Origin of the sequence: Methylobacterium terricola (genome assembly GCF_006151805.1) — a bacterium.
GTDB classification, from domain to species: Bacteria; Pseudomonadota; Alphaproteobacteria; order Rhizobiales; family Beijerinckiaceae; genus Methylobacterium; species Methylobacterium terricola.
The window spans coordinates 65,404-82,186 of the sequence record NZ_VDDA01000012.1; the positions used below are offsets into that span (position 1 = coordinate 65,404).

Annotated in this window: 12 protein-coding genes; 8 read left to right on the forward strand and 4 right to left on the reverse strand. The window is 71.8% G+C overall.

Going from position 1 to position 16,783, the window contains the following annotated elements; genetic code table 11:
* The first annotated feature begins 175 nt into the window (after nucleotides 1–175).
* The 4 genes from FF100_RS22610 (at nucleotide 176) to FF100_RS22625 (ending at nucleotide 7,140) form a co-directional block, all read left to right on the forward strand.
* Nucleotides 176–5,050, forward strand: coding sequence for an NAD-glutamate dehydrogenase (locus FF100_RS22610; protein ID WP_139038019.1), 4,875 nt, complete (start codon nucleotides 176–178; stop codon nucleotides 5,048–5,050).
* Complete coding sequence (gene bluB / locus FF100_RS22615) at nucleotides 5,047–5,700, forward strand: 5,6-dimethylbenzimidazole synthase (RefSeq protein WP_139038020.1); 654 nt, start codon at nucleotides 5,047–5,049, stop codon at nucleotides 5,698–5,700. Before FF100_RS22610 ends, bluB begins: the two co-directional genes overlap by 4 nt.
* A gap of 113 nt (nucleotides 5,701–5,813) precedes the next feature.
* Nucleotides 5,814–6,221, forward strand: a complete 408-nt coding sequence (locus FF100_RS22620) for a tautomerase family protein (protein ID WP_139038021.1) — start codon at nucleotides 5,814–5,816, stop codon at nucleotides 6,219–6,221.
* A gap of 334 nt (nucleotides 6,222–6,555) precedes the next feature.
* Entirely contained in the window at nucleotides 6,556–7,140 is a 585-nt protein-coding gene (locus tag FF100_RS22625; RefSeq protein ID WP_139038022.1) for a TetR/AcrR family transcriptional regulator, read from the forward strand.
* Here the strand turns inward: FF100_RS22625 and FF100_RS22630 are convergent.
* The 4 genes from FF100_RS22630 to FF100_RS22645 form a co-directional block, all read right to left on the reverse strand.
* A complete protein-coding gene (locus FF100_RS22630; protein ID WP_139038023.1) occupies nucleotides 7,131–7,457 on the reverse strand; it encodes a DMT family transporter in 327 nt (108 codons plus the stop codon). The genes FF100_RS22625 and FF100_RS22630 overlap by 10 nt on opposite strands.
* Nucleotides 7,454–8,626 (reverse strand): SDR family oxidoreductase, encoded by a 1,173-nt coding sequence (locus FF100_RS22635; protein ID WP_246102237.1) that lies wholly within the window; start codon nucleotides 8,624–8,626, stop codon nucleotides 7,454–7,456. Before FF100_RS22635 ends, FF100_RS22630 begins: the two co-directional genes overlap by 4 nt.
* 361 nt (nucleotides 8,627–8,987) lie before the next feature.
* Nucleotides 8,988–10,253, reverse strand: a complete 1,266-nt coding sequence (locus tag FF100_RS22640; protein WP_139038122.1) for an ATP-binding response regulator — start codon at nucleotides 10,251–10,253, stop codon at nucleotides 8,988–8,990.
* 101 nt (nucleotides 10,254–10,354) lie between these two features.
* A complete protein-coding gene (locus FF100_RS22645) occupies nucleotides 10,355–11,515 on the reverse strand; it encodes an FIST N-terminal domain-containing protein (protein WP_139038024.1) in 1,161 nt (386 codons plus the stop codon).
* 651 nt (nucleotides 11,516–12,166) lie between these two features.
* Here FF100_RS22645 and FF100_RS22650 point away from each other — a divergent pair.
* From FF100_RS22650 to FF100_RS22665, 4 genes are all read left to right on the forward strand, one after another.
* Nucleotides 12,167–12,832, forward strand: coding sequence for a response regulator (locus FF100_RS22650; RefSeq protein WP_139038025.1), 666 nt, complete (start codon nucleotides 12,167–12,169; stop codon nucleotides 12,830–12,832).
* A gap of 381 nt (nucleotides 12,833–13,213) precedes the next feature.
* Entirely contained in the window at nucleotides 13,214–15,277 is a 2,064-nt protein-coding gene (locus tag FF100_RS22655; protein ID WP_139038026.1) for a carbon starvation CstA family protein, read from the forward strand.
* Nucleotides 15,278–15,281: 4 nt separating this feature from the next.
* The gene (locus FF100_RS22660; RefSeq protein ID WP_139038027.1) at nucleotides 15,282–15,500 is read left to right on the forward strand and encodes a YbdD/YjiX family protein; all 219 of its coding nucleotides are present in this window, start codon (nucleotides 15,282–15,284) and stop codon (nucleotides 15,498–15,500) included.
* A 303-nt stretch (nucleotides 15,501–15,803) separates the two neighbouring features.
* Nucleotides 15,804–16,769: a DMT family transporter gene (locus tag FF100_RS22665; protein WP_171070300.1), complete on the forward strand. Its 966-nt coding sequence runs from the start codon at nucleotides 15,804–15,806 to the stop codon at nucleotides 16,767–16,769.
* The last annotated feature ends 14 nt before the right edge of the window (nucleotides 16,770–16,783 follow it).

Consider the following 16,783-nt stretch of genomic DNA (forward strand, 5'->3'; position numbering starts at 1 on the left):
CGCCGATCTCGGGCTTCGCCCCGGCCTTCCTCCTGCCGCCTGTCATGCCCCTGCCCTCCCGGTCATCATGCACGAGCTATAGGCAGTTTGCCCTTGGAGTGCGAGGCCGGGGTTGCGGGGGTCGGTGGGCTGTGCCACCGCTCCGGTCATCAACCTCGGCAGAGGACGTGCAGACGTGGAACCCTCGACCGCGACCGCGACCGCCGAAGCGAAGGCCAGCCGCACCGACCTGATCGCCGCCGCGGCGGCGGTCGCCGAGGACATCGGCGGCCCCGGCGGCTTCGTCCGCGACCTCTTCGGCCGCGTCGCGCCCGAGGATCTGACCGGCTACGCCCCCGAGACTTTGGCCGAGCTGGCCCTCGCCGCCCGCGCCCACCTCGCCGCCGCCCGCCCCCGCCGCACGATCAGCGCCGTGCGCCTCTCCGACATCGAGGCCGACCAGGGCGGGCGCCGTCGCGACCTGACGGTGCTGGAGGCGGTCAACGCCAACCGGCCGTTCCTGCTCGAGTCGACGCTCGCCGAGCTGGTCGGGCGCGGGTACCAACCCCGCCTCGTCGCCCATCCGATCCTCGGGGTCGAGCGCGACGCCGAGGGCACCCTGGTGCGGGTGGTCGGCGAGACCACGGCGCAGGAAGCCGGCGAGACCGACGGCCTCGCCCGCGAGAGCTTCATCCACGTCCATCTCGACCGCATCGACGACGAGGCGGCCCGCGCCGCCCTCGCCGCCAGCCTGGCCCGGGTCTATGCCGACGTCGCGGCCGCCGCAGCCGACCACGCGGCGATGACCGGGCGTTTGGCCGAGGCGGCGGCGTCCTGCGCCGAGGCGCCCTCGTCCCTTGCCCCGGACGAGCGGATGGAGGCCCGGGCCTTCCTCGACTGGCTGCGCGACGGGCATTTCGTGCTGCTGGGCCTGCGCGAGTACCGGACGGAGGGCCACGCCGATCATGCCGGCGTGCCGGGAAGCGGGCTCGGCCTCCTGCGGGACCCCGCCGTCGAGGTCCTGCGCCGGGGCGACGCCATGGTGGCGGTGACGCCGGAGATCCGCGCCTTCCTGGAGGGGCCGGAGGCCCTTCTCGTGACCAAGGCCAGCCTGCGCGCGCGGGTGCGCCGGCAGGCCCATCTCGACATGGTGGCGATCAAGCTGTTCCCGCGGGACGGCGGGCTTCCGGACGAATTGCGCCTCGTCGGCCTGTTCACCGGCAGCGCCTATGCGAGCCGGGCCGAGGAGGTGCCGTATCTGCGCCGCAAGGTGGCGTCCGTGCTGAGCAAAGCCGGCCTCGATCCGACGAGCCATGCCGGGCGCTCCCTCGTCCACGTGCTCGAGACCTATCCGCGCGACGACCTGTTCCAGATCGACGCCGACCTGCTCCTGCGCTTCGCGCTCGCCATCGTGTCGCTCGCCGACCGGCCGCGGGTGCGGGTGCTGGCCCGGCCCGACAAGTTCGGCCGCTTCGTCTCGTTGCTCGCCTACCTGCCGAAGGACCGCACCGACGCTCGCCTCCAGGCCCGGATCGGCGCCTATCTCGCCGAGGAGCTCGGCGGGCGCCTCTCGACCATCGTGCCCGATTATCCCGAGGGGCCGCTCGCCCGCCTCCACGTCATCGTGGCGACGCCGGACGCGCCGCCCGAGGAGATCGATGCCGGCCGGCTCGAGGCCGGCATCGCCGATCTGTCCCGCACCTGGGCCGATGCGCTGCGCGAGGCCTTGGGTCGGGCCCGCGGCGGCGACGCGCGCGGGTTGGCCTCGGTCTATGCCGACGCCTTCCCGGCGGGCTACCGCGAGATGTATGCCGGCGCCCAGGCGCTGCCCGACATCGCCATCCTGGAGCGGATCTCGGAAGGCCAGCCCCGGGCGGTCGACCTGTTTCGCCGGCCCGGCGATCCCGATACCCGGATCGGCCTCAAGGTCTTCTCCCGCGGCGCCGCCCTGCCCTTGTCCGAGCGGGTGCCGGTGCTGGAGAATCTGGGGTTCCGGGTGATCGAGGAGCGCTCGTACCGCCTCAAGCCCGAAGGCGCCGGTGCCCGGGTCTGGCTGCACGACATGGTGCTCGAGCGCGCCGGCGGCGGCGCCATCGACGTCGCGGCGGTCGAGGGCCCGGTCGAGGCGGCCCTGCTGGCGCTGGCCCGCGACCTCGCCGAGTCGGACGCCTATAACCGCCTGGTGCTGGAGGCCGGGCTCGGCTGGCGCGACGTCGCCCTGGTGCGGGCGCTCGGGCGCTACCTGCGCCAGCTACGGATCCGCTACGGCCAGGACTACCTCGCGGCGACGCTGTCGCGCCATCCCGCTCTCGCGCGCCGGCTGGTCGCCCTGTTCTACGCCCGCTTCGACCCCCGCCTCGCCGGAGATCGTGCCGAGCGCCAAGAGACGGTGCGCGCCGAGATCGAGGCGGATCTCGCCGGCGTCACCAGCCTCGACGAGGACCGGATCCTGCGCCGCTTCGTCAACCTGGTCGAGTCGGCGCAGCGCACGAACTTCTTCCAGATCGGCCGCAACGGCCTGCCGCCCGAGACCATCGCGTTCAAGTTCCGCTGCGCCAGGGTCGAGGGCATGCCGCTGCCCCGGCCGCTCTTCGAGATCTTCGTCTACAGCCCCCGCGTCGAGGGCGTGCACCTGCGCTTCGGCTACATCGCCCGGGGCGGCTTGCGCTGGTCGGACAGGCCGGAGGATTTCCGCACCGAGGTGCTGGGCCTCGTCAAGGCGCAGCAGGTCAAGAACGCGGTGATCGTGCCGGTCGGCGCCAAGGGCGGGTTCTTCCCCAAGCGCCTGCCGCCCGCCACCGACCGTCAGGCCTGGATGCAGGAGGGCACCGAGAGCTACCGGATCTTCATCCGCACGCTCCTCTCGCTCACCGACAACATCGTCGACGGCGCCATCGTACCGCCGCCGGAGACGGTGCGGCACGACGAGGACGACGCCTACCTGGTCGTCGCCGCCGACAAGGGCACCGCCACCTTCTCGGACGTCGCCAACGCCCTGTCGCTGGAGGCGCATCACTGGCTCGGCGACGCCTTCGCGTCGGGCGGCAGCCAGGGCTACGACCACAAGCAGATGGGCATCACCGCCCGGGGCGCCTGGGAGGCGGTCAAGCGCCATTTCCGCGAGGTCGACATCGACATCCAGGCCGAGCCGGTGACGGTCGCGGGCGTCGGCGACATGTCGGGCGACGTGTTCGGCAACGGCATGCTGCTGTCGCGCAGCCTGAAGCTAGTGGCGGCCTTCGACCACCGCGACATCTTCCTCGACCCCGATCCCGACCCGGGCCTGGCCTTCGCCGAGCGCCGGCGGCTGTTCGATCTGCCGCGCTCGTCCTGGGCCGATTACGACCGCCAAGCGATCTCGGCCGGCGGCGGGGTCTTCTCGCGGCAGGCCAAGAGCGTGCCGCTGTCCCCGCAGGTCCGTGCCCGCCTCGGGCTCGACCGCGACGAGGCGACCCCGGCCGAGGTGATGCAGGCGATCCTGCGCGCGCCCGTCGACCTGCTGTGGTTCGGCGGCATCGGCACCTACGTGCGCGCGGGTTCCGAGAGCGACGACGAGGCCGGCGACCGGGCGAACGACGCGATCCGCATCACCGGCGCGGAGCTGCGCGCCCGGGTGGTCGGCGAGGGCGCGAATCTCGGCCTCACCCAGCGCGGCCGGATCGAGGCCGCGCGCCGCGGGGTCCGCCTCAACACCGACGCCATCGACAACTCGGCCGGGGTCAACACCTCGGACGTCGAGGTCAACATCAAGATCGCCCTGGCGACGCCGGAGCGCGACGGCCGTCTCAGCCCGGAGAGCCGCAACGCGCTGCTCTCCGGCATGACCGAGGCGGTGGCCGACCTCGTCCTGCGGAACAACCAGCTCCAGACCCTCGCCCTGTCGCTCGCCCAGCGCTCGGCCGCGGCGGAGACGGGCTTCGCCGCGCGGCTGATGCAGACGCTCGAAGGGGATGGCCGCCTCGACCGCAGCGTCGAGTTCCTGCCCTCCGACGCGACCCTCTCCGAGCGGGCGCAAGGGGGCGAGGGCCTGACCCGGCCGGAACTGGCGGTGCTGCTCGCCTACGCCAAGCTCGCCCTCAAGGACGCGCTCCTCGACTCCGCGGTGCCGGACGATCCGTACCTCGCCCGGGAGCTGGAACGCTCGTTCCCACCGGTGCTGGTGGCGCGCTACCCCGACGCGGTGCAGGGCCACCGCCTGCGCCGGGAGATCATCGCCACGAGCCTCGCCAACGCCATCGTCAACCGCGGCGGGCCGACCATCGTCAGCCGGCTCGCCGACGAGACCGGCGCCGAGGCCCCCGCCATCGCCGCCGCCTACGCGGTCACCCGCGACGCCTTCGGGCTGATCGACCTCAACAAGGCGGTGGACGGCCTCGACGGTACGATTTCCGGCGACCAGCAGCTCGCCCTCTATGCCGACTTGCAGGACCTGCTGCGCCAGCGCATGGTCTGGTTCATCCGCAACGGCGAGGCGGCGCCGGGCGGCATCGCGGCGGCGGTCACGCGCTACCGCGACGGCATCGCGGCGGTTGCCCGGGCCTTGCCGGGCGCCCTGCCGCCGGCGGCGGCCGAGGCCCTGGCCCGGCGCATCCGGGCGCTCGCCGATCACGGCGTGCCGGAGGCCCTGGCCTCCCGCCTCGCGTCCTTGGGCGAGCTCGGCGCCGCCCCCGACATCGTCCAGGTCGCCGAGGCGACCGGGCGTCCGCCGGCGGCGATCGCCGCGACCCACTTCGCGCTCGCCGACCTCTTCCGCCTCAACGCGCTCGCGACCGCTGCCCGGGCGGTGCCGGTGACCGACACCTTCGACCGCATCGCGCTGGAACGCGCGGTGGCGGGCATCGCCGCGTCCCACCGGGCGCTCACCGCCGAGGCCGCGGCCTTCAAGTCGCAGGGCGCCGCCGCGGTCGAGGCCTGGAGCGCCGCCCGCGGCGCCTCGCTCGCCCGCATCCGCACCGCGATCGCGGCGATCGCGGCCTCGGGCCTCACGGTGTCGAAGGTCTCGGTCGCGGCGAGCCTGCTCGGGGATCTGGCGCGGCAGGATCCTGCCCGGCCGGATCCGGCGCACTCGTGACCGAGGCGGCCGCCGGCGCGCCGGAATTCGGGCAGGCGTTCCGGGCCCGCTTCGCGGAGCTTCTCGCCTGGCGCCGCGACGTGCGGCGCTTTCGCCCCGATCCGGTGCCGGAGGAGGCGGTGCGGGCCTGCCTCGCCCTCGCCTGCCTCAGCCCGTCGGTCGGCAACAGCCAGCCTTGGCGCTTCGTGCGCGTGACGGATCCTGGCCGGCGTGCGGCGGTGGCGGCGAGCTTCGTCCGCTGCAACGACGCGGCCGCCGCCACTTACGACGACGAGCGTGCCGCCGCCTATCGCCGCCTCAAGCTCGCGGGCCTGCGCGAGGCGCCGGTACACCTGGCGGTGTTCTGCGACGAGGGTACGGCGGCCGGCCACGGCCTCGGCCGCGGCACCATGCCGGAGATGTTGCGCTACTCCGCCGTGACGGCGGTGCACACCTTCTGGCTCGCGGCCCGGGCCCATGGCCTCGGGGTCGGCTGGGTGTCGATCCTGTGCCCCGAGGAGGTGACCGGGGCCCTCGACGTGCCGCAGGCCTGGAGGCTGGTCGCCTATCTCTGCATCGGCTACCCGGCGGAGGAGCATGCCGACCCGGAACTCGTGCGCCATGGCTGGCAGGGGCGGCAGGCGATGGACGCGATGATCCTCGAGCGATGATCCGGGAGCCGTGATCCCGGCGCAGGCCTGGAATGTCCGCGCCACCGTTACGTACATACCAGTAGGTACAGTAAAAGGATCGAGGCTGCTGTCGCAGCCCGGGAGATCCCTCCATGCCCCTGGTGACCATCACCCTGAAGCGCGACCGTTCGCCCGGCGAGCGCCGCGCCATCGCCGACGCCGTCCACGACGCCCTGGTCGACAGCATCGGCATCCCGGCCGACGACCGGTTCCAGGTCGTGTCGAGCCAGTTCGACGACGTGATCTACGATCCCGCCTATCTCGGCATCGCCCGTACCGACGCCCTGGTGATGATCCAGGTCCATCTCTCGACCGGGCGCAGCGTGGCGCAGAAGAAGGCTCTGTTCGCCGGCATCGCCGCCAATCTCGGTGCCCTCGGCATCCGGCCGGAGGACGTGCTGGTCACCCTGGTCGAGATCGCCCGCGAGAACTGGTCCTTCGGCCACGGCCTCGCGACCTACGCCGACGCTGCGCCGCCCCATCTGACCGGGACGGCCTGAGGCCCTGGCCCGCCGGGCCGCGGCGCGGCATACCCGCGTCGACGATGCGAAGCCGTCCGAGGACGAGGATGGCGCGGGAATCCTTTTCTCCCGGCGGGCGGGGAGCGGGCCGTGTCGCCGTTCGGGGGTGGCGGAGGCGGAAGCCGGGGCGGGGGTGAAGGGCTGCCTGTGGATTGAGGCTTCTCCGGCAGCCCCCCTCATCCTCAACCCTCGCCCTGCCGGCTTGCTGGGCTCCGCGAACGGGACCACAGCCCTCTCCCCGCCCCGCGGGGAGAAGAGATGTCTCGCGCCGTCCTGTCCCCGGACAGCTCTGCCGGGAGCAGGAGGGACGGCATTGGCACGGCCGGGATCATCGAAACGCGAGGCGATCGTCGCGGCGGCGAAGACGCTCTTGTGGGAGCGCGGCTACGAGGCGACGAGCCCGCGCGACGTGATGGCGCTGAGCGGGGCCGGCCAGGGCAGCCTCTACCACCACTTCCCCGGGAAAAGAGAGGTGGCGGCGACGGCGCTCGCCGAGATGGCCGCCGAGGAGATCGGGGTCATCGACGCGCTGTTCACGCCCGGCACCCCGCCCCTCGACCGCGTGAGGGCCTATCTCACCCGGGAGCGGCAAGCCCTGCGCGGCTGCCGCCTCGCCCGCCTCGCCAACGAGGCGGCGATGGAGGAGCCGGCCCTGCGGGAGCCGGTCGCGGCCTATCTCGGGCACATCGAGACCTCCTTGCGCGCGAGCCTGGCGGAGGCGAGGGAGGCGGGCCAGCTGGCGCCCGGCCTCGCGCCCGCCGCCCTGGCGGCCGCGCTGCTGGCGATCGTCGAGGGCGGCTACGTGCTCGCCCGGGTGCACTGGGACGAGGCGGCGATGCGGGCGGCGATCGACGGCGGCGTGCAGCTGCTCGCCGCAGCCATGCGTCCTCAGGCGTGAGCCTGCGCCGCCGCCAGAATGCCAACGCCGAGCGCGATCACCCCGATGCCGAGGATCATCAGCGGGCTCACCGGCTCGCCGAACAGAACCGCACCGCCGAGCGCCGCGCCGACCATGCCCACCCCGGCCCAGATCGCGTAGACGATTCCGATCGGCAGCATGTCCATGCTGGTCGACATCAGCCACAGGGCGGTGCCGTAGCCGAGGGCGACGAGGAGCGTCGGACCCGGGCGGGTGAAGCCGTCCGCGGCCTTGAGGGCGAGCGTCGCGGTGATCTCGGCGCCGATCGCCACCGCCAGGGTGAGGAACGGGTTCATGCGCTCGCCGTCCGCGGGAGGGCCGGGCCCGGGGCGGAACTCGGGGCCGGCGCCACGAACATGTCGAGGTCGTCGGCGAACTGCTCGGCGATGTCGGGGGCGTTGGCGAGGCAGACCTTGAGGTAATCGGTGAAAGGCGGCGGCGGCGCCAGCCCCTCGGCGAGGAGCCGGGCGTTCGAGAAGGTCAGGTCGAGGGAGCAGAAGGCGTAGTAGGCCCGCACCGCCCGCAGCATCGCCTGCTTCAGCGACCCGTCGAGGCCGAAGGTCTCGGCGAAACGCCGGCGCAGCAGCACCCGGTCGGCGGCGAGGTCGAAGCGGGCGAAGTCGTCGCGCGGGCCGCCGGCCGGATCGGCGGCCGCGAAGGCCCGCATCAGGTCGGCCCAGCGGGCGCGGGCGCCCTCGCCCGCCGAGAGGTGGTAGAGAGTGTGGGCGAGACTCGGCTTGCGCAGCAGGCCGAGCAGGCTGTCGGCGACCCAGTCGACCGGGACGATGTCGACCGCGCTCTCGGGCGCGCACGGGACCAGCCGCAGGCGGTCGGCGGCACGGATCACCCACAGGATGCTCGAACTCGGCGCCGCGCCGAGCATCGAGTGCCCGACCACGATCGACGGGCGGGCGACCACGATCGGCAGGTCGGCGAAGCTGCCGGCGAGCGAGGTCTCGGCCGCCGCCTTCGAGACCGTGTAGGCGACGAGGTGGCGGGCCTCCCGCGACGGATAGGCCGCCTCCTCGACGAGGGACGGCGCCTCGGCGCCGCAGATCATCGCGGTGCTGACGTGCAGGAAGCGCACGAGGCCCGGCATGCCCCGCGCCCGGCGGGCGAGGGCCAGCGTGCCGTCGTGGTTGGTGCGGCTGACCCGCTCCTCGCCCCACCACGAGGTGTCGGCGGCGAGATGCAGCACGTGGGTGACCGAATCGAGCCGCGGGTCGGCGTCGAGATCGGCGCGGGTGAAATCCCCCGGCACCACCTCGACCGTGCGGGCGAGGCGCTGGGCGGTGAAGGGATCGGTGAAGCGCGACAGCCGGGCGGCGATCCGCTGCCGGCCCTGCTCGGCGGTGGCGCAGCGCACGAGGCAGACCCATTCGGTGCCGTCGCGACGGCTCAGAGCCTGATGCAGGACGGCGCCGCCGAGGAACCCGGTCGCGCCGGTCAGAAGTACTCGTACCACTCGGACCTCCCCACACGCGGAGAGGTGCCATGACAATTCGGCATTTGGTCCGCGCCACTCACCCAACTTGTTGACGGCAAGTATTATGTTGCGCGTGAGTGACCGTCTATTTCCAAGAACGGTTAGGCCATTCTAACAAGATTACAATCAGAAACATTGTACATGCCGAGCGGTATAGGTCGGACGTAGTAAGACCTTGATCGCGCCGGGGTGTCGGGAGAGCCCGGATCGGAGGCGAGCGGTGGTCGGGGTTCCGAGGTCCCGGCGTGCCGTGCTCCAGGCTCACAGGGTCGGGCGCCGCCTCTCCGGCGGAGAAAGCGGCAGCGCTCGTCCGTGTCCCGGAACGCCGTCGCGGCGGGAATCAGCCTCGGGTCAGCAGATGCGCGAGCAAAGCCCGCAGCTGCGCCGGCTTGAGCGGCTTGTGGACGAGCTCGCAGCGGGCCGCCCGCACCCGGGCCTCGACCTCGGAGGAGTGATCGGCGGTGGTGATCACCGCCGGGATGTCGTGGCCATGGACCGAGCGCAGCCAGGCCACGGTGTCGAGGCCGCAGGCGCCGCCGTCGAGGTGGAAATCGGCCACGATCACGTCGGGGCTCCAGGTGGTGCCCAGCAGCCGCACCAGGCTGAGGTGGTCGCGGGCCGCGAAGGCATTGGCATCCCAGCCGTGGAACAGCCGCGCCAGGGCTTCGAGCGCCGCCTTGTCGTTCTCGATCAAGGCGATGCGGGCGCCGGTGAGGCTCGTCGGCGGCACCAGCGAGGGGGCGGGCCGGGGTGCCTCGGGGGCGCAGGGCGGCAGGTGCAGGCTGAAGCGCGAGCCGTGGCCGACCCGGGATTCGAGGCTCAAGGGGTGGCCGAGCGCCTGGGCCGAGCGGCGCACGATCGACAGCCCGAGGCCGAGGGCGATCTCGCCGTCGACGCTCTCGCGCCCGCCGCGGTGGAACTCCTCGAAGATCAGCTCCCGTTCGTCCTCCGGGATGCCGGCGCCGGAATCGACCACGTCGATGCGGATCTCGGGCCCGCGCCGGCGCGCCGCCACCAGCACGCCGCCGGCAGCGGTGTAGCGGATCGCGTTCGAGACCAGGTTCTGCAGGATGCGCTGGAGCAGCACCAGATCGCTCGACACCCAAGAGCGGCCGCCGCGCACCGAGAGGCGCAGGCCCTTGCGGGCGGCGAGCGGCCCGAAGCTCGCCTCGACGCTCTCGAGCACGTCGGCGACGCGCACCGGCCGAACCACCGGCTGGATCAGCCCGGCATCGAGCTTCGAGATGTCGAGCAGCGTCTTGATCAGGTCCTCGATGGTCTGCAGGCCGCGCTCGACCTGGCCGACCACGACGCGGGGCTCCGGCCCCATCCGCATCTCGGCGAGCGCCGAGATCGACAGCCGGGCGGCGTTGAGGGGCTGGAGCAGGTCGTGGCTCGCCGCGGCGAGGAAGCGGGTCTTCGAGCGGTTGGCGCGCTCGGCCTCCTCCTTGGCGGCGGTGAGGGCCTGGTTCGAGCGCTCCAGGCTGCGCATCAGGGCCGTCAGCTCCTCGGTGCGGGCGCGGACCTGGCCTTCGAGGGTGATGGCGGTCTGGAACAGCGAGTAGGCGCTGCCGCGCTGGTCCATCGTGCGCTCGACCTGGGACATCAGGGCGGCGTTGATGCGCTCCAGCTTGGCGATGCGGCGATGCAGGGCGGCGACGTCGTTCTCGGCCGCGCCGCTCTGGCCGGCCGGCGGTTCCTGCGTGCTCACGGGCCGGCGGGCCGGCCGATGGCGATGCCCGTGAAGGTCTGGTTCAGGTGCATCGAGCGGTACTGCTCGCCATAGGTCTCGAAGCCGACGACGTTGTAGTGCCGGTAGAGCTCGGCGATGCTGTGGCGGGCCTGGTGGATCTCGGCATCGAGGCGGCGCAGCACGCATTCGAAGCCGATCACCAGGTCGACGCCGCCGAGCCGGGCGTCGAGCCGGGCCAGCTCCTCGCGGGTCGCCTCGACCAGGTCCTTCTGGCGCGCCAGCGTCAGCACGACGCCGCTCTCGATGGCGCAATGGAAGCTCAGCGACTGGTCCGGGTTGAGGTGGCGGATCGAGCGGCAGAAATAGTCGCCGCCGACCCGCACCACCAGCGGATGTGCCGCGAAGCTCGTCGGGGTGAGCGCGTCGGGCTCGATGCCGAGCGCATTGGCGTACTCGACCGCCGCCGGCTCGGCGTTGAGCTCGCGCACCGTGCGCTGCTCGTCATCGGTGTCGGTGACGACGAACTTGACCCCGGTCGGCTCGAAATTGTCGTTCTTGAAGATCTCGACCGGGAAATCGGATTCGATCAGCAGCAGGATCGCCGCCCGGCGGTGGACCTGCCCGTCATGGATCAGGGCGGTCTCCGAGAAGGTCAGCTCGTCCCCGGCCGAGCCGCCGACGAGGGGCACCCCGTCGAGGCCGTAGCCGATCGCGGCGATCACCGTCTCCTCGGCATTGGCGAGCCCGTCGATGAGCGAGATCGCGAAACGCTGGCCGCCGCGGCCGATCTTCTCCATGGCGCAGCGCAGGGACCGGATCGAGGCCGAGGCGCGCTCGGCGTCGAGGTTGTCGACCGCCTCCAGCACCGTCGAGGCGATGCGGAAGCCGTCATGCGGGAAGGCGATCGCGACGAGGCCGCGGTCGAGCCCGGCCATCGGGCTGATCTCGCCGGAGGAGGTGCAGCCGGCGACCCGCACGCCCGGAAAGGCGCGGCCGAGGGCGGCGTTCAGCGCCTCGACGCCGTAGACCGGCGAGAAGAAGATGACGAGATGGGCGATGCGGGCCACGTCGAGGGAGGCGGCGAGCGCCGCCACGGCGGCCTCCGCCCCGGCCGCCTCGGTCCAGGCCGTCTGTATTCCGCAGCGATGCGAACGCGTGCGCGTGCCCTGCGCCACAGGTCGTCTCCCCCTCGTTGCCGTGTTTGGGCCGCCGTCTCGGTCGCGGCCTTCACCGCATTATGCGGTGGGCAGGAGGGACTGGCAACGCGGCAATCATCCGTCAAGGGCGCGGGTGACCGGGCGCGGGTGACCGCAAGGCACGCAGGCGCGGCCGGTGCGGCGGCCGCGCCTGCGCTTGGAGGACCGGAGGGGCGATCGCCCCCGCGATCGGCCGCCGGCGACGCCCCACGCGCCGCTGACGTCCAGATGCCACGCTCCGCTCCCGCCCGCTCCGCGGCCGGAGGGTCCTTGGAGGAGATCCTTCGCCGCCGAGGTCGCACGACGATAGGACCGGCTCGTCGCCGCCCACCATTGGACCAAGGTGCAGAACGCGGACTCGTCGTCGGGGCTCCATACCAAAGCACTGTGGCTGCTGCCGGCCCCGCATGGTAACTCTTACCTCGACTTTAAGGGTACGGCGGCTCTGCTGCCCCCGATCTACCCGTGCGCTTGCCGTCAGGCTGGCGCGTCTGCCCACTCGCGCGTCGCCCGGCGGCGCGCGGTTGATGAGGATGATCCGCTGCGATGGTGGGATTGACCAGCCCGGCCCCTGGAGTATCTCTTCCGCGGCCGGACGGGACGCCGACGCCCGTCGCGGAGGGGTCGGACATGCACCTGATCATCGTCGACGACCACCCGCTGTTCCGCGATGCCCTGAGCAGCGCGGTGCGCCTCGCCTTCCCGGCCGCCGAGATCGAGGAGGCGGACGGGATCGAGAGCGCCTGCGCGGCCCTGTCCCGCGGCCGCTCGATCGACCTGACCCTGCTCGACCTGACGATGCAGGGCGTCAACGGGTTCGACGGGCTGATCGCGATCCGCACCCGCTTCCCGCGCATCCCGGTGCTGGTCGTCTCGGGGCTCGACGATCCCCGCATCATGCGCGAGGCGCTGGCCCACGGCGCCGCCGGCTTCGTGCCCAAGGCCGCCGGCAAGCCGGTGCTGATCCGCGCCATCACCGACGTGCTCAACGGCGCCGTATTCGTGCCCGAGGGCGTGGCCGGTCCGGCCGAGGCCCCCGGCCGCAAGGCCGGCAAGGCCCCGATCGCCGAGCGCATCGCCGAGCTGACGCCGCAGCAGGTGCGGGTGCTGCTGATGATCCGCCAGGGCAAGCTCAACAAGCAGATCGCCCACGAGCTCGGCGTCGGCGACTCGACCGTCAAGGCCCACGTCTCGGAGATCCTGCGCAAGCTCGGGGTGATCAGCCGGACGCAGATCGTGATCGAGACCGCGAACCTGGACTACGACCACATCCTGGCGGGCCTGCCGTCGAACTGACCGGTCGTCCGCTCGGAGAGGCGCGCCGGCATCGACACCGCTCGACGTCGTCCTTAGGGTCCGGCATGGCCGGGATCCCGGGATCGGTGACCGTCGGGCGTTCAGGAGGGGGCAGGACGCGGCCCGCACCGTAGTTCCGGGTCGGCGGCGATGGATCCCGGGTCGCGCTCGGCGGCCCCAGGATGACCCCGGACGGGGTCGGGTCCTGCCCGCACGATCCTGCGGCGCCGGTCATCCATCCGTACGACGAAAGTCTCATTCTGAGACGATATTCCCGGCTCGCCGCTGCATTGGCAGGCCCCGGCATTTCCATTACCCGAAGGTCGAAGACGCCGCCGAAGCCTTGTCCCGCCCGGCGGCACAGCCGGGAGGAAATGCCCCATGACTGCCGTCCGGAAGCACGGACCCTGGGCCCTCGTGGGCGCGCTCGGAGCCGCCGCCCTCGCCGTGGTGGCGACGCAGCGCGGCGAGAGCGTCAACGCCCTGTGGATCGTCGTTGCGGCGGTGTCGGTCTACCTGATCGCCTACCGCTACTATTCGCTGTTCATCGCCGACCGCATCATGCGGCTCGACCCGACCCGCCAGACCCCGGCTTTGCGCCACAACGACGGGCTCGATTACGTCCCGACCGACAAGTACGTCCTGTTCGGCCACCACTTCGCGGCGATCGCGGGCGCCGGCCCGCTGGTCGGCCCGGTGCTCGCCGCCCAGATGGGCTACCTGCCGGGCCTGCTCTGGATCCTCGCCGGCGTCGTGCTGGCCGGCGCCGTGCAGGACTTCATGGTGCTGTTCGTCTCGATGCGCCGCGACGGCCGCTCGCTCGGCGAGCTGATCCGCTCGGAGCTCGGCACGATTCCCGGCATCGTCGCCTTGTTCGGCGCCTTCCTGATCATGGTCATCATCCTGGCGGTGCTGGCGCTGATCGTCGTCAAGGCTCTGGCCGAGAGCCCGTGGGGCACCTTCACGGTGATGGCGACGATCCCGATCGCGCTGCTGATGGGCGTCTATTCGCGCTGGATCCGCCCGGGCCGCATCGGCGAGGTCTCGATCCTCGGCTTCGTATTGCTGATGGCCGCGATCATCTACGGCCAGACCGTCGCCAACGACCCGACCCTCGCGGCCCTGTTCACCTTCACCGGCACGCAGCTGTGCTGGATGCTGATCGGGTACGGCTTCGTCGCCTCGATCCTGCCGGTCTGGCTGCTGCTGGCGCCGCGCGACTACCTCTCCACCTTCCTCAAGATCGGCACCATCGTCGGCCTGGCGCTCGGCATCCTGGTGCTGGCGCCGCATCTCCAGATGCCGGCGGTGACGAAGTTCGTCGACGGCACCGGGCCGGTCTGGTCCGGCTCGCTGTTCCCGTTCCTGTTCATCACCATCGCCTGCGGCGCGGTATCGGGCTTCCACAGCCTGATCTCGTCCGGCACGACCCCGAAGCTGATCGACAACGAGGTCAATGCCCGCTTCATCGGCTATGGCGGGATGCTGATGGAATCGTTCGTCGCCGTGATGGCGCTGGTCGCCGCCAGCGTCATCGATCCGGGCGTGTACTTCACCATGAACTCGCCCGGCGCCGTGATCGGCACGACGCCCGAGAGCGCGTCGGCGGCGGTCACCGCCATGGGCTTCCCGATCAGCCCTGAGACCATCAAGCAGACGGCGGCGGATGTCGGGGAGCACACCGTGATCTCCCGGGCCGGCGGCGCGCCGACGCTGGCGGTCGGCATGGCCCACATCATCTCGAACGTCATCGGCGGCAAGGCGATGATGGCGTTCTGGTACCACTTCGCCATCCTGTTCGAGGCCCTGTTCATCCTCACCGCCGTCGATGCCGGCACGCGGGCCGGGCGCTTCATGCTCCAGGACCTGATCGGCGTCGCGGTGCCGGCCTTCAAGGACACGTCGTCCTGGGGCCCGAGCATCGTGGCGACGGGCCTGTGCGTCGCGTTCTGGGGCTTCTTCCTGTACCAGGGCGTCACCGATCCGCTGGGCGGCGTGAACACCCTGTGGCCGCTCTTCGGAATCTCGAACCAGATGCTGGCGGCGATCGCGCTCACGCTCTGCACCGTCGTCATCTTCAAGATGAAGCGGGAGCGCTACGCCCTCGTCACCATCGTGCCGACGTTGTGGCTCGTCGCCTGCACCCTCACCGCCGGCCTGCAGAAGGTCTTCTCCGCCGATCCGCGGGTGGGCTTCCTGGCGCATGCCGAGCGCTACGCGACCGCGCTCGCCGAGGGCAAGGTGCTGGCGCCGGCCAAGAGCGCCGACCAGATGCGCCAGATCGTGTTCAACGACCGCATCGACGCGGTGCTGGCGCTGCTCTTCGTCGGCGTCGTGGTGGCGATCATCGCCTTCGGCGTGAAGGCCTGCCTCAAGGCCTACCGCGCCGACCGTTGGACGGCTCTCGAGGCCGATCCGCGGGCGCTGCCGGCGGCGGCGGAGTGAGCTGATGAAGGCTGAATCCCTCCGGGAGCGCTGGACGACCCTGACGCGCTGCGTCTGCGACGGGGCGCGCCTGATGGTCGGCCAGGGCAACTACGACACCTACGTCGCCCATATCCGCAAGACCCACCCCGACCAGCAACCGATGACCGCGACGGAGTTCTTCCGCGAGCGGCAGAACGCCCGGTTCGGCGTCGGCGGCCGCGGCGGCTTCCGCTGCTGCTGACCGCCTCGCCCGCGCAGGATCCTTCACCCTGCGCGGGCAAAACAACACGCAATGCTGAATCTGGTTCCGACAAAGACGACATCTCTTCACGAGTCTTTCAGGAGACAGGTTTAAGGCTTGCGGCAGGATGATGGCGCAGCCACGTGAAGTCGCCGCCGGCCGAACACGATCGGGTAAAGCGTGCCTTAACTAGGGCTGATCCCGCAGCATGGCCGTAGCGCGCAATCGGCACGGCTTCGCCGGCTGGGGCGGTGGTAGGACAGAGGCCCCTCATCCACACCCGCCGTGACACCCGTGGCCTCCCTGACGCTTCCCCTCGCCGCCGCCCCCTCCGCCCGCCCGGCCCTGCCGGCCGTGCTCGGCGACCAGCCCCTGCGCGGCATCGTGCTGGTGGTGATCTCGACCGTCTTCCTGTCGAGTTCCGATGCCACCGCCAAGTTCCTCACCGGGCAGCTCTCCGGCATCGAGGTGGCGTGGCTGCGCTACACCGGCTTCCTGGCGGTGATGCTGATGGCGGCCGTGGTGCGGGCGCAGTTCAAGCGCGGCGCCTCGCCGTTCCGCTCGGCCCGGCCGGGCCTGCAGGTGGTGCGCGGCATCGCGCTCGTCGGCTCCGCCCTGCTGTTCCTCGCCGGCCTGCGCTCCCTGCCGGTGGCCGAGATCACCGCGATCGCGTTCGTGTCGCCGATCTTCGTCACCGCCCTGTCGATCCCGGTCCTCGGCGAGAAGGTCGGCGCCCGGCGCTGGGCCGCCGCGTTCGTGGGCCTCCTCGGCGTCCTCATCATCGTGCGGCCGGGCACCAGCGCCTTCCAGGTCGCCGCCCTGCTCCCGATCGTGTCGGCGTTGTTCTGGGCCGCCGCCCTGGTCACGACCCGCAAGATCAACGGCTACGACGCGCCGCAGACCACCATGACCTGGTCGGCCATCGTCGGCTTCCTGATCCTGTCGGCGATCGTGCCCTTCGTCTGGGAGACCCCGAACCTGACCCAGGTGGCGATCGGCGCCGCGATCGGCTTCATCTCGACCGCCGGGCACTGGATCGTCACCATCGCCTACCGTCACGCCCCGGCCTCGACCCTGGTGCCGTTCTCCTACAGCCAGATCATCTGGGCCGGCCTCCTCGGCTTCCTGTTCTTCGGCACGGTGCCGGACGCGGTGATGGGCCTCGGCGTCCTGGTGATCTGCGGCAGCGGCCTCTACACCGCCCACCGCGAGCGGATGCGCCGGGTCCCGGCCCCGACCGGGGTGCTGCCGGCGGGTGGGGTGCGCTGAGGGGTCTTTCCCGA